The 12,885-nt window shown below is 61.3% G+C and carries 11 protein-coding genes and 2 tRNA genes; 6 read left to right on the top strand and 7 right to left on the bottom strand.

Annotated elements, in window-relative coordinates; all coding sequences use genetic code 11:
* A partial coding sequence (locus tag AC1DLV_RS17985; RefSeq protein ID WP_476801248.1) for a DUF1515 family protein occupies window positions 1–355 on the top strand: 355 nt, incomplete at its 5' end.
* Between the two features lie 324 nt (window positions 356–679).
* On the opposite strand, the gene AC1DLV_RS17980 is transcribed toward AC1DLV_RS17985, so the two are convergent.
* Together AC1DLV_RS17980 and AC1DLV_RS17975 are read right to left on the bottom strand one after the other, a co-directional pair.
* Entirely contained in the window at window positions 680–1,558 is an 879-nt protein-coding gene (locus AC1DLV_RS17980; RefSeq protein WP_476836203.1) for an ATP-dependent DNA ligase, read from the bottom strand.
* A complete protein-coding gene (locus tag AC1DLV_RS17975; protein WP_476801246.1) occupies window positions 1,558–1,740 on the bottom strand; it encodes a DUF3606 domain-containing protein in 183 nt (60 codons plus the stop codon). The genes AC1DLV_RS17980 and AC1DLV_RS17975 overlap by 1 nt, the downstream gene beginning before the upstream one ends.
* 102 nt (window positions 1,741–1,842) lie before the next feature.
* Here AC1DLV_RS17975 and AC1DLV_RS17970 point away from each other — a divergent pair, with 102 nt between their 5' ends.
* Window positions 1,843–2,109, top strand: a complete 267-nt coding sequence (locus tag AC1DLV_RS17970; RefSeq protein WP_476801245.1) for a hypothetical protein — start codon at window positions 1,843–1,845, stop codon at window positions 2,107–2,109.
* 113 nt (window positions 2,110–2,222) lie between these two features.
* Here AC1DLV_RS17970 and AC1DLV_RS17965 read toward each other — a convergent pair.
* Window positions 2,223–2,298: transfer RNA gene (locus AC1DLV_RS17965), tRNA-Val, on the bottom strand.
* Between the two features lie 213 nt (window positions 2,299–2,511).
* Here AC1DLV_RS17965 and AC1DLV_RS17960 point away from each other — a divergent pair.
* Window positions 2,512–2,588: transfer RNA gene (locus tag AC1DLV_RS17960), tRNA-Asp, on the top strand.
* Between the two features lie 355 nt (window positions 2,589–2,943).
* Here the strand turns inward: AC1DLV_RS17960 and AC1DLV_RS17955 are convergent.
* Both AC1DLV_RS17955 and bcp read right to left on the bottom strand, forming a co-directional pair.
* Window positions 2,944–4,218, bottom strand: coding sequence for a M23 family metallopeptidase (locus tag AC1DLV_RS17955; RefSeq protein ID WP_476801244.1), 1,275 nt, complete (start codon window positions 4,216–4,218; stop codon window positions 2,944–2,946).
* 400 nt (window positions 4,219–4,618) lie between these two features.
* Entirely contained in the window at window positions 4,619–5,086 is a 468-nt protein-coding gene (bcp, locus tag AC1DLV_RS17950) for a thioredoxin-dependent thiol peroxidase (protein WP_476801243.1), read from the bottom strand.
* A gap of 103 nt (window positions 5,087–5,189) precedes the next feature.
* Here bcp and AC1DLV_RS17945 point away from each other — a divergent pair, with 103 nt between their 5' ends.
* A complete protein-coding gene (locus AC1DLV_RS17945) occupies window positions 5,190–8,594 on the top strand; it encodes a hypothetical protein (protein WP_476801242.1) in 3,405 nt (1,134 codons plus the stop codon).
* A gap of 43 nt (window positions 8,595–8,637) precedes the next feature.
* Here AC1DLV_RS17945 and hisC read toward each other — a convergent pair whose 3' ends face one another.
* Window positions 8,638–9,714, bottom strand: a complete 1,077-nt coding sequence (gene hisC, locus AC1DLV_RS17940) for a histidinol-phosphate transaminase (protein WP_476801241.1) — start codon at window positions 9,712–9,714, stop codon at window positions 8,638–8,640.
* Window positions 9,715–9,826: 112 nt separating this feature from the next.
* The gene (gene tyrS / locus AC1DLV_RS17935) at window positions 9,827–11,080 is read right to left on the bottom strand and encodes a tyrosine--tRNA ligase (protein WP_476801240.1); all 1,254 of its coding nucleotides are present in this window, start codon (window positions 11,078–11,080) and stop codon (window positions 9,827–9,829) included.
* A 105-nt stretch (window positions 11,081–11,185) separates the two neighbouring features.
* Between tyrS and AC1DLV_RS17930 the strand changes: the two genes are divergently transcribed.
* Together AC1DLV_RS17930 and AC1DLV_RS17925 are read left to right on the top strand one after the other, a co-directional pair.
* Window positions 11,186–12,313: an anhydro-N-acetylmuramic acid kinase gene (locus AC1DLV_RS17930; RefSeq protein WP_476801239.1), complete on the top strand. Its 1,128-nt coding sequence runs from the start codon at window positions 11,186–11,188 to the stop codon at window positions 12,311–12,313.
* Window positions 12,314–12,332: 19 nt separating this feature from the next.
* A complete protein-coding gene (locus AC1DLV_RS17925) occupies window positions 12,333–12,881 on the top strand; it encodes a GNAT family N-acetyltransferase (protein ID WP_476801238.1) in 549 nt (182 codons plus the stop codon).
* Window positions 12,882–12,885: the final 4 nt, after the last annotated feature.

The raw sequence follows: 12,885 nt of genomic DNA, 5'->3' as shown, positions 1-12,885 counted from the left end.
AAGGGCTGGGGAATTGAGCGAACGCAGCATGGACATGATGTTGGGGCGCATGGAGGGTCAGCTTGAAGCGATCCTTGATCGTATGGACCGCGCCGACGAAAGCAGGGCAGGCGTTCACCGTCGGCTCGACGAGTTCACACATCGCCTGATCCGCGTCGAGTCTGATGTGATCGCGGTAAAGCATAGCCAGACAAGCATGCAGGCGGTGACAGACGATGTGGTCAACCTTCGCACCCAAGCCCAAGGCGCGGGCACTGCGGGGCGGGTGCTGCTCAGGGCAGGGGTTGCCATCATTAGCGCGGCGGGATGGCTGCTTGGGCTCTACACTTGGCTGACAGGCCGACCGCCGCCCTGACCATTCGTAGCTTCCCCGATCCGAGCCGGCGGCCCCCGGTATAGAAGGAGCAACCATGATCCATCTGCGACACATCCCGCCTGATACGGTCATCACTGCTCGAACCTATGTCAGGCCGTGGCCCGGCTGACCGCTCCCCATATCCTCAGACAACAATCGACCCGCTGGCTCCGGCCGGCGGGTCTTTTTTTGCGTTTATGGATCATTGGAACGTTAAGCGGATTTCCAGCGTTCTCTTTTCGAAGCGCCGGTGTTTGATGCACACTGACCGCGCTTCTGATAGGGGGCCTGCCGTGACTCCCCGTTCGGCAGGCCTTCCATTTTTCAAGGCACCAGAATTTCCGTCACGGTCGCATGACGAAGCTTGTCCTCGCCTCGTAGGTGCTTGGCCATGACGCGTAAGACCGGCTGCACCGGCAGTGCTCCCTTGTTTCCGGCGCCGATTGGTACCGCGAATTTGGCATCGCCCAGATAGTCCAACGCCTCCCAAAGCTCGCTTCGTTGCTTGCCGCCGATTGCTGGAATGGCTCGGCCCACATAGCGAAGTTCACCGTCGGCCGTGTCTGCAAGCAATAGGGAGGGCGCGCCGCCGCGCTTGTGTTCGTAGCCGATGACGACGTATTCGCGCGTGATGTAAGCCTTTGTCTTCAGCCAATCCTTGGACGGGCCGCCGCGGTAGATGCTCGCCTTGCGCTTCGAGACTATCCCCTCAAGGCCCATCCGTTCGGCTACGTCGAATAGTTCGGCGCCTGGGCCGTTGATTGCCTCGCTGAACTGGATCGGTCTATCCGGGCGATGGACCCCGACCAAGTCTTCTAGCCGGGCCCGTCGATCCTCGCAGCGCTCGCGACGTAAATCGTTCCCATTTAAACCCAGCAGGTCGAAGGCATAGAACACCAGGCTAGCGCTTTCCCATCGGATTGCCGTTGCAAGCTTCTTGAAGTCGGAGCGGCCCGTCTCGTCCTGCACCACCATCTCGCCGTCGAGGATCGCATCGCGCTTGATGAGGTCACGCGCGGCGGCAAGGACAGGCGCGTACTTCTTCGACCAGTCATGGCCATTGCGCGTGTAGGCGACCGCCTGGCCGCCGGTGAGGTGGATTTGCGTCCGGTAGCCGTCGTATTTGATTTCATGCGCCCATGCGTCCCCTTCAGGCGGCTTGTCGACCAAAGTGGGGATGCAAGGCGGCACGAACGGCGTCATCACCCATAGAGGCGCTGAGCAACAATGGCGTCAAGCTTGCTTCGAGACGGTCCGTAGCGCCGTATCAAAGCTGCGGCTTCACCTCGCGAGAGGTCATATTTATACGCGAGCTCTTCGATCTCATAATCCTGTTGGGATACGAGCTTTCTGTCTTCCTTGGTTTTCATCGGATCGTCTGGCATTTGGGCCTCCCAATTTAGAGGCGACTAAAACGCACGACCGGCCAAAATCGATCCATCCTTTCAGCAATTGACAGGGGAGAGCGGCGTTCCTATTCCGTTCTCATGTCCGAAATCGTCATCGACCATATCCAAGCCCTGATTAATCATCCCTACAAGCTGACAGCGTGGTGCAATCGCTGCCGGCATCACAAGGTGCTCGACCTCCAGAAATTGGGCGAGCGGCTGGGCTTCGATCATTCCACCCTACACGACGATCTGACGCCAAAGCTGCGGTGTGAGAAATGCGGCGGGAAGAACATCGGCCTCATCCTTGCGCACGATGGGAAGAAGGACGTCAATCCGTTGGCGAAGAACTCGAATGGTCGATAGATTCGCGAGTCGCGGACCTGCAAAACAAGGCAGAAATCCCCGCCCTAGGTTCATCGAACCCGTCGGGCGCTTCGTAAGCAGAGCGGAATTTGCAATAAAATCAAGAATATGGATGGTGGGCGATGACGGGCTCGAACCGCCGACATCTTCGGTGTAAACGAAGCGCTCTACCAACTGAGCTAATCGCCCCAACCGCGCGGAGCAATAAGCGGTTCGTCTTCGATCTGCAAGTTCAAATGCATGCCGCAAGGGCAGGTAAGTGCGTGCAAAAGCCGGGTTCTGGGCGCTTCGAAAAATAGACGACGAAGATTGTCGATTATCTTTTCGATGTCGCTTGACACCTACCCTCGAACGCCGTAATTCACCGCCAACGACGCGGCGCCCAGCGCCAACGTCCAGAGCGCGGGTGTAGCTCAGTCGGTTAGAGTGCCGGCCTGTCACGCCGGAGGTCGCGGGTTCGAGCCCCGTCACTCGCGCCAGTCTTTCCAAGGGCTTAGCCCTTGCCGACTGAACCTCTAGATTAAGTTGTCCAGAAGCGCCCATGGCGCCGGACGGTGCCTTACCCTTCATTATGCGAACATGTTGGTGCTGCTTTTTCGTGCAGCGCGCGAACGCGAATCGCGCGCGCGGAAAAAGCCTGCCGGTGGCGAATCGAGTCGGTGAATGACGCACGGTTTGGTGCGCCAGTTTCTAATTTGCGCACCGCTCGTGTCTGGTGATTCTGGCTTACAGGTAGATTCGCGCCAGCGCTGTGCGCCTTGGGCACAGAATGCGCATCACAGCTCTTTGAGTCTGTGGATGACGTTTCCCAAATCCATGCTTTGGAAGGGTGGCCTAAAGGTACTGCCCGAGCTTCTTGCCGGCCTTGATGAAGCGCAACGGGTCGACGGCATCACCGTCGCGGCGCACTTCATAGTGCAGATGCGGGCCGGTCGAACGGCCGCTAGTGCCGACTTCGCCGACCTCGTCGCCGACCATTACCTTTTGGTCGGGTGCTACCAGAACCTTGCTCAGATGCGCATAGCGTGTGGTGAAGCCGCCGCCATGGTCGATCTCGACCATGCGGCCATAACCACCGTTCCAGCCGGCCTTGGTGACGATGCCAGCGGCGGTGGCGCGCGCCGGCGAGCCGTAAGGCGCGCGGAAATCCATGCCTGAATGCAGTGCGGGCGAGCCAATCAGCGGATCGGTGCGAACCCCGAACGTGCTCGAGATCGAGCGCCCGGCCGCTGGATTGGCGAGCGGCAGCCGGCGCGCTTCCTTCTTGAGGCGGTCGAGCGTGTCGAGCGCTTCGTCGAGTTCCTTGACCTTGCTTTCGAACGCCATTGGATTGTCGAGTGGCACCAGCGGGCCGCCTACGCCCGATTTGCCGAAATCGGCGGCAACAGGCAGTCCTGCATCTTCGAGCGCGTCGGTGATGGCACCCGCTGTCTGGTAGGCGTTGTCGGCGAGCGTGCCGATGCGCTGGACCTGGTCGTCCTCGATGCTGCGCAGCGATTTGTTGATGGTCACAAACAGCTTGTCTGCGCGGTCAGCGCTGCTTTCGCTGTCGGCCGCGGCTGATCTTGTCGACCAGAACGAAAACGGGCGCGCCGCCGCCGAATCCGCCGAGGCGTAGGCCAGGGCGCCGGTCTGTTTGATCGGCTTGTCCAAAAGTTCCGCACGCTCGTCGGTTGCCTTGGCAGGGGCGGAGGGGGTGGCCGCATTCGAAGCAGCCCGGTCGAGAATCGGCCCGAGCCTGCCGTGGCGCTGGCTAAGCTGTGATTGTCGCGCCAAAAGTTCCGTGACCTTGGTTTCCATCAATTGCTGGTCGAGCAACTGCCGGCTTGTGATGCGATCGACCTGCGCGCGAAGGGCGGAAATGCGGTCTTCATATGCGTGTTGCATGCGTGCCTGGCGCGCCGTTGAGGCGCCGATCAGGTCGTCGCGCAGCACTAGATAAGATGTCGCCAGGAGATAGCCGACAGCGACAGCGGCAAGGGCGGAGCCTGCGGCGGCCGCGACCCAGGGGCGCACGGTGAAATGCCGGATCTCGTTGCCGCGCGCGATGATGACGGTATGGGGTTCTTTGCGCCTGCCGAAAACAGGAGCCTGATTTGCAGCTTTCACCGGACCGAACTCTCATGACGAGACAGCGACGATCCGATTACACATTATTAGGGTTAACAAAGCTTTGCGCCCCAGCCCGGACGTTAGGCCTTCCTCCCAGGGCTGAAAAAAGAAATCCCGCCACGCAAGAACGCAGCGGGATTTTCTCGTCTGTCGAAATGTTGATGAAGTACGTTTGGACCTGTTGCCAGATTGGCGGACGAATTAGCCCGAAAGTATCACATCATGGCGCTGGCGAATCGCTTACGTCAGTGCAGAAAAAACCAAAGCAGGATGATGATGGGGATTGGAATACCAATCATCCAAAGGATGAGGCTGCGGAACATCTTCATTCTCCCGTTGAGATCGTCGCATTAGAAACGTCGGGAGAGGGGGATAGGTTCCGCAATGTGCGATTTTGCTAGAGGGCCTTTACCGCTTCCAGCACCTCTGCGGCATGGCCTGGGACCTTCACCTTGCGCCAGATCCGCGCAATTCTGCCGTCGGCGCCGATCAGGAAGGTCGAACGTTCGACCCCCATATATTTGCGGCCATACATCGATTTTTCGGTCCACACGCCATAGGCCTCGAGCGCTTTTCGCTCTTCGTCGGCTACAAGATCGATGCCAATTTGATGCTTGGCCTTGAATTTGTCGTGTTTCTTGGCGCTGTCGGGCGAAACGCCGATAACCACTGCCCCAGCCTTTTCGAATTGAGGCTTGAGCTGGGTAAAGTCGATCGCCTGGGCAGTACAGCCGGTCGTATCGTCCTTGGGATAGAAATAGAGGACTACCGGTTTGCCGGCAAAGTCGGAAAGCGTCAGAATGCCCCCGCCGTCGCGCGGTAGTTCGAATTGCGGGGCGGGTTGGCCAGTCTCGAGTTCAGACACATCGATGCCCTTGTTGGAAGTTACAGGTGAGCTTGCAAGGATATCAGGTTAGATAATGTCGGACTTGGATTCGTCCACGGCCGAAACGACTACGGGACATCGCGTGGATCAGGAAGTGCCCCGGCACGAGAAAATCCGGTTCAGGCGCAACGAGATCACCGATCTCGGCGCCATGCCGTCGGCTGCGGGCCAGGAAGTGCCACGTCCACGCACGTCGGTGCGTCGGCGCGCAGGCCATTGCGTCCTTGCGGCTGTGGCCGTGATGGGCTCGCTGATCTTGCTGGTCATCATCGCCATCGAGGCCCTGAGCTATACCGGTATCGGCCAGGACAGGTTGCGCACCGAGGCCGAGCACGCCATCGAAGGCCTTGCCGGAGTCGATGTCGATGTTTCCATGGGACAGGCTCGGCTGACGCTCGATGGCCTCCGGCTGATTGCTGTCGAGGTTCCCGACGTCAAGCTCAAGCGCGCCGACGGCACCGCCATGGCTGAAGCCGGAATGATGCGATTCGGCATTCGGCTGCTGCCATTGCTGAGAGGTGACGTGCGCCTCGGCGACGCCAAGATTTCCGACGCCCGCATCGTCGTCGATGCCATGCCCGAAAGTGGCGGTTCGGACTGGAGTGCGGTGCTGCGCAGCCCAGATGGCCTGATCGATCCGCAGAAGCTCCTGAGCGAGACGTTCCACGGTATTCGTCGCGGCTTCGATGCGGTCCAGTACGACGCCATGCGCGAGATCGCGCTGTCCAATGTCGATTTCGTCCTGCCCTCCGGCGGCGAGGTCAAGGTCGTTCGCGTCGTCCAGTCGTCTTTGTCCAAGACGCGATCGGGCAAGCTGCGGATAGGGGCCAACTTCGACGTCGATGGCCGCGATGTCAAGCTTGCGGCCTCGGCCGAACGTGAAGCCGGTGCCGATCGTATCGCATCGCTCGACGCAACCGTGTCGATGACCGATCCGTTCGCCGGCATGACCGACATCCCGGCGGCCAAGGCCAGTCGCATCGGTTCGGCCGCCCTTGTCATCACTGGCAGCGAGGGCACCGGAGCCGGTGGTTCGGAGCTGATTGCCAAGGGATCGATCGGCAAGTCGACGCTCGATCTCAAGGAGCGCGGTCAGCTTGTCGGCGACGTGATGCTCGACCTCAGGCTTGCGGATGGGGAAAACAAGCTCGACGTCCGCCAACTCCTGGTCACCACCGATCGCTCGACCTTCGATTTCAGCGGTGCTGTCGGCCCGCGCCCGGCGACCGGCGTGGCTAGCGACAATCCAGCCTACCGTTTCGAGTTGATGAGCCGCGAGTCGCGCCTGGCACCCAGCGAGTCGCCAGAGCCGGCGCTCAGCTTCCTCGCGCGCGTCGCTGGAACCTATGACGTGGTCACCAAGACGCTGTCCGCCGAACAGATCGGCGTGAAGTCCGGACCGGGCGGAGAGGCGCTTGGCAAGGCGTCGGTGCAGTTCGTCGACGGCAAGGCCCCGGGCATATCAGTGACCTTCAACGTTCACGACATGTCGGTTGCGCATGTGAAGCAGCTATGGCCGTGGTTTTCGGCCCGCAACGCCCGGCTGTGGGTGCTGCAAAACCTTTTTGGCGGGCGCGTCGTCGATGGCAATGTGACGTTCGACGTCAAGCCGGACCGGCTCGGCAACGGCGTGCCGCTCACCTCGCAAGAGGTCTTCGGCAAGTTCGAGATTGATGGTTCACGTTTTGACACGGCGGGCCGCATCCCGCCCATCCGCGACGCCAAGGGTATCGTCGAGTTCCACGGCAACGATGTCGATGTCTCGCTGTCGCAAGGCACCGTTTTCATGCCCAGCGGGCGAACGGTTGCGGCGAGCAACGGCACGCTCAAAGTCGTCAAGGCCAACATCATGCCGGTTGTCGGCGCGCTCGACATCGACGTCGCCGGTAGCGCCGACGCGGTTGCCGAACTCGCCTCCTACGAGCCGATCAACGCCATGCGCCATGTCGGCATCCTGCCCGAGGAGTTGACGGGCGATGTCACCGGCAACGTCAAGGCGGACATTCCCCTGACCAAGGGCATCGACACCGACAAGCTCGATTGGACCGTAGCGCTCGACTATGACGGCCTGGCGGTCGCCAAGCCTTTTGATGGACAGCAACTGTCGGAGGCCAAAGGCACGATCACCGTTACCCCTGAAAAAGCTGTCATCGTGGCCAACGGCAAGCTCAATGGCGTCCCCGCCGAGCTCGATATCGTCGAGCCGTTGCACGACGAAGGCATCGACAAGCAGCGCAATGTCCAACTCGTGCTCGACGACAAGACGCGCAATGCAATGCTTCCCGGCCTGTCCGACTTGTTGTCGGGCACCATCAAGGTCGACGTCGAACAACTGGACGAAGGCAAGCGCAACATCGTTGCCGACCTGACCGCGGCCCGGCTCGATCTTCCGTGGGTAGGCTGGAGCAAGGGCCCCGGCATTCCGGCCACGGTCTCGTTCGTGATGAACCGCGACGGTTCGCGCTCGACCTTGTCCGATTTCAACCTGAGCGGAAAGACTTTCAGCATCAAGGGCGACATTTCGCTCGCCGATACGAACCTAGCGTCAGCCAATTTCACCGACGTGAAGTTGAATCGCGACGACGACGTCTCGGTCAAGATCAAGCGGTCGGGCAAAGGTTATGCGGTTCAGGTAAATGGCAATTCGCTCGATGCCCGGGCACTGATCAAGCAATTCATGTCGGATACTGACAAGGCAGGCAAATCGACGGGTGGATCTTCGGTCTCCGTCAGCGCCAATGTCGCAACGCTGATCGGCTTCAGCGGCGAACAACTGTCCAACGTCACGCTTGAATATTCAGGCGCCGGATCGAAGGTCGGCAGCCTGAAAGTCAACGCGACGGCGAGTTCCGGCGGACTGATCACCGTTAGCAACGCGCTGCAAGGCGGGGGGCGGCGTCTCGATGTCCGTTCCGCCGACGCCGGTGCCATCCTGCGTTTCCTCGATGTCTATGCCCGCATGCAGGGCGGCAGCCTGGCGCTTGCGCTGGAATCGACAGGCGACGGGCCGCTCAAGGGCCAGGTCGACGTGCGCGACTTCGTTGTGGTCGACGAGCCACGGCTCGCCTCGATCGTCTCCAGCAAGCCCGCTGGCGACGACCGCAGCCTCAACCAGGCGGTGCGCAAGGACATCGACGTGTCCAGGGTCAAGTTCGAACGCGGCTTCGCCCAGATCGACAAGCGCGAAAAATACCTGGCTTTGGAAAATGGCGTTTTGCGCGGGCCGTTGATCGGCACCACTTTCCAGGGCGTGCTTTATGACCAGCAAGGCCAGATGAACATGACCGGCACCTTCATGCCGGCCTATGGCCTCAACCGCATCTTCGGCGAACTGCCGCTGGTCGGCGTCATCTTGGGCAATGGCCGCGACCGAGGCCTGATCGGCGTCACCTACAAGCTCTCGGGCGACGCCAATGCGCCCAAGCTGCACGTCAATCCGCTGTCGGTGATCGCGCCCGGCATTTTCCGGACGATCTTCGAATATTGAGTCTACCCAATGGGGCCTAACCAGATGGCCCCCGAAGGCGCGATCAGGCAGGCGCTGCCTCGCTGCCCAAGATGTCCGAGAGGGCCGACAAGAGCCGGTCGATTTGCCCATCAGTGCCCACGGTTATCCTGAGATAGTCAGAGATGCGGGGAGCTGGAAAATGGCGCACGATGACGGCTCGTTGACGCAGCGCGGCGGCCAGTGCCGCGCCCTCATGGGCTGGATGACGCGCGAAAACGAAGTTGGCGCAGGACGGCAGCACCTCAAAGCCGAGCCGAGCCAGTCCAAGGTTCAGCCGCTCTCGGCCCTCGATCACGCGCGCTCGGCTCTGCTGGAAATAGTCTTCGTCCTCAAGCGAGGCGATGGCGCCGGCCATGGCGGGCCGGCCAAGAGGATAGGAGTTGAAGCTGTCCTTCACTCGGCTGAGCGCCTCGATCAACTCGGCGTCGCCGATCGCATAGCCAACCCGCAAGCCGGCCAGGGCCCTGGACTTGGACATTGTTTGAACGACTAGAAGGTTCGGGTGGGAGGCGACCAGTGGAATCGCAGTTTCGGCGCCGAAATCAACATAGGCCTCGTCGATCACCACCGAGGCGTCAGGATGTTCCTCAAGCAAAGTGGCGATATCGGCCAGTGACAGCGCACTCCCTGTCGGCGCATTTGGATTGGGTAGGATGATCGCGCCGGCCGGGCGCCGGTAATCGGCAACACGGATTTGCATGGCCTGATCAAGCGGCACGGCCTCGTAGTCGATGCCAAAAAGGCGGCAATAGACCGTGTAGAAGCTGTAGGTGATGTCAGGGAACAGCAACGGGGCATCATGCTTCAACAGAGCGGCGAAGACATGCGCCAGCACCTCGTCGGATCCGTTACCGACAAACACCTGTTCGGGGCGCACCTGGTGATAGGTGGCCAACGCAGCCCGCAGCTCGGTGGCTTGCGGGTCTGGATAAAGACGCAGCGTGTCCGCCGCCTCGCCACGAACCGCTTCCAGCGCGCGAGGGGAGGGGCCAAAGGGACTTTCGTTGGTGTTGAGCTTGACCAGTCCCGCCATGCGGGGCTGTTCGCCCGGCACATAGGGTTTCAAATCATGCGTCAAGCGGCTCCAGAAACGACTCATTGCTCTGTCCAAAATTCTTGGGACGGCGCGGCGGGGGCTGCACAGACGCGCAGTACCCGACGCACATCCTCTGCCGCAGTTCAGCCTTTCCAGCTTCGCGCGATGGCCCTGGTCAGGCCGGGCGCACCAGAATGTGCTTCTTCTTGCCAAGCGACAGCTTGATCACGCCCTCCGGCGTGAGATCAGCCGTGGTGACTGCACGGCGTTCGTCATTGACCGACTGGTCGTTGATGCGCACGGCACCGCCCTGGACGTGCCGGCGGGCTTCGCCGTTCGAGGCCGCAAGCCCGGCGCGCACCACCAGCGACAAAAGACCGATGCCGGCTTTCAGCTCGTCTCCGGCAATCTCGACCGTCGGCAGCGACTCGGCCAAAGCACCTTCTTCGAACGTCTTGCGTGCAGTTTCCGCCGATTGCTCTGCGGCAGCGCGGCCGTGCAGCATGGCCGTCACTTCGGTCGCCAACACCTTCTTGGCGTCATTGATTTCCGACCCGCCAAGGGCGGCCAGGCGCGCGATCTCGTCGAGCGGCATCGCGGTGTAGAGCTTGAGGAAGCGCTCGACGTCGGCATCCTCGGTGTTGCGCCAGTACTGCCAGAAGTCATAGGGCGACAGCATGTCGGCATTGAGCCAGACAGCGCCATTCATCGACTTGCCCATCTTGGCACCCGACGAGGTGGTCAGCAGCGGCGAAGTCAGCGCGTAAAGCTGCGGCGTGCCAAGGCGATGGCCAAGGTCGATGCCGTTGATGATGTTGCCCCACTGGTCCGAGCCGCCCATCTGCAGGCGCAGGCCGTAGCGCTTGTTGAGTTCGACGAAGTCATAGGCCTGCAGGATCATGTAGTTGAATTCGAGGAACGACAGCGATTGCTCGCGGTCGAGACGCTGCTTGACGGAATCAAAGCTCAGCATGCGGTTGACCGAAAAATGCTGGCCGACGTCGCGCAGGAATTCGAGATAGTTGAGCGGCAAGAGCCACTCGGCGTTGTTGACCATCATCGCATCTTGAGGGCCGTCGCCGAAGGTCAGGTAGTTGGAAAACACCTGCTTGATGCCGTCGATGTTGGACTGGATGATTTCCGGTGTCATCAGCTTGCGCGCCTCGTCCTTGAAGGACGGGTCGCCGACCATGCCGGTGCCGCCGCCCATCAGCGGGACGGGGCGATGGCCGGTCTTCTGCATCCAGTACAGCATCATGATCTGGATCAGGCCGCCGGCATGCAGGCTCGATGCCGTCGGATCGAAGCCGATATAGGCCGACACGGTTTCCTTGCAAAAGAGGTCGTCGAGGCCGGCGTCATCGGAGGTCTGGTGGATGAAGCCACGCTCGGAAAGGGTGCGCAGGAAATCGGATTTGAAGCCGGACATGGTTCTTTCTCTTGGCGGACGTGTGGTTCGGTCGATCCGGCATTGGATCGGCGATGCTGGGGCTTTAGCATCTGCAGGCCCGGAATCACAAGGACGGCGGACTTCATGGCGGTTTTGACTGCGATCGGACTGATGAGCGGAACCTCGATGGATGGCATCGACCTCGCCATCCTGCGCACCGACGGGGTCAACGAGATCACGTTGGGTCCGTCCATGGCGGTTGCCTACGACGCAGCTTTTCGCCGCCGCATCGAGGCTTCGCTTGAGACGGCCAAGTCGATTGTCCGACGCGAAGACAGGCCAGGCGATCTCGCCGATCTGGAGCGCGACATCACCTTGCGCCATGCCGCCGCCGTCAGCGACTTCCTGCGCAGCTTGCCCACCGAATGGCAAAGGCCCGATTTGATAGGCTTCCATGGCCAGACAGTGCTGCATCGCCCGCAGCTTGGCGTGACGGTGCAGCTTGGCGATGGCGCCTTGCTTGCCCGCCAGACCGGCATCCCAGTGATCTACGACATGCGCGCCAACGACATGGCTCATAGCGGGCAGGGCGCACCGCTGGTGCCGGCCTATCACGCGGCACTCGCTCGCTCGCTGCCTGAGCCATACGCCGCAATGAAGCCTGCGGTCTTCGTCAATGTCGGCGGCATCTCCAACATCACCTACGTGCCTGAAAGGGGCGATCCCATCGCCTTCGACACCGGCCCCGGCAACACGCTGATCGACCAGTGGGTCAGCCGCGAGGGCGGCGTGCCCTACGATGCCGGCGGTGCCATTGCCAGCGAGGGCGGCGTGGTGACCGAGGTGGTCGAACGCTTCCTCGACAATCCGTTCTTTGAAAAACCCGGTCCGAAATCGCTCGACCGCAACGACTTCACCCTCGCTTTGGCCGAAGGGCTGGAGCTTTCCGACGGCGCCCGCACGCTGGCCGGCGTCTCGGCCGAGGCGATCCTGAAATCGGTCGAGCACTTGCCTGAGCCGCCAAAACTCTGGATCGTCTGTGGCGGTGGGCGCAAGAACCCGCATATCGTCGGCGACCTAAGGACAGGGGCAAAAAAGGCGGGAGCCCAAGTGATCGTTGCCGAAGATGCCGGCCTCAATGGTGACGCCACCGAGGCCGAGGCCTGGGCTTATCTCGCGGTCAGGTCGGCGCTCGGCCTGCCGCTGACCTTCCCAACCACCACTGGTTGTCGCGAGCCTGTCACCGGCGGCCTGCGCGCCGAACCCGGCTGAGTTCGAAACGGAAAACAAGATGGTCGAAGAAACCGTACTGGAAACGCAGCGTTTGCAGCTTCGTACCTGGCGCGACGAGGATCTGGACGATCTCGTTTGGCTGCATTCGCAAGTGGACGCCTCGCGTTATCTGTCACGCGATGGCAAGCCCTGGACGCGCGAACAAGCAGCCAGCCGCATGGCCGGTTGGACCGAGGAGTACAGCCAGCACGGCCTGACCAAGTTCAGGCTGCTGCGCCGCGATGATGGGCGCTTCATCGGCCGTGCCGGTTTTTCGCTGTTTGCCGCCACCGGCCAGTTCGAACTTGGCTATGCCATCGCACCGGAGTTCTGGGGGCAGGGCTACGCCACCGAGGTCGCCCAAGCCCTGGCAGACTACTTCCTCGACCGTAAGGTCCGCGACCACTTCATCGCCTTTGCCCATGTCGACAATGCCGCTTCGCTGAAGGTGCTGGAAAAGATCGGGATGAGCTATCAGCATACCGGCCCGATGAATGGGCTCCTGGCCCGAATCTACACGATGAGCAGTGCGGATGTGCCAATGGCTGGCCTGCGCGCCGAACCCTGATCCG

Source organism: Aminobacter sp. 01T433 (assembly GCF_056398585.1).
Note: the sequence above shows the minus strand (reverse complement) of the source record. Positions and strands in the feature narration are given on the sequence as shown.

Excerpts from the sequence above, each read along its gene's own strand:
- AC1DLV_RS17980 (WP_476836203.1), bottom strand. The coding sequence starts at position 1,558 with ATGACGCCGTTCGTGCCGCCTTGCATCCCCACTTTGGTCGACAAGCCG.
- AC1DLV_RS17975 (WP_476801246.1), bottom strand. The coding sequence starts at position 1,740 with ATGCCAGACGATCCGATGAAAACCAAGGAAGACAGAAAGCTCGTATCC.
- AC1DLV_RS17970 (WP_476801245.1), top strand. The coding sequence starts at position 1,843 with ATGTCCGAAATCGTCATCGACCATATCCAAGCCCTGATTAATCATCCC.
- hisC (WP_476801241.1), bottom strand. The coding sequence starts at position 9,714 with ATGAGTCGTTTCTGGAGCCGCTTGACGCATGATTTGAAACCCTATGTG.
- tyrS (WP_476801240.1), bottom strand. The coding sequence starts at position 11,080 with ATGTCCGGCTTCAAATCCGATTTCCTGCGCACCCTTTCCGAGCGTGGC.
- AC1DLV_RS17930 (WP_476801239.1), top strand. The coding sequence starts at position 11,186 with ATGGCGGTTTTGACTGCGATCGGACTGATGAGCGGAACCTCGATGGAT.
- AC1DLV_RS17925 (WP_476801238.1), top strand. The coding sequence starts at position 12,333 with ATGGTCGAAGAAACCGTACTGGAAACGCAGCGTTTGCAGCTTCGTACC.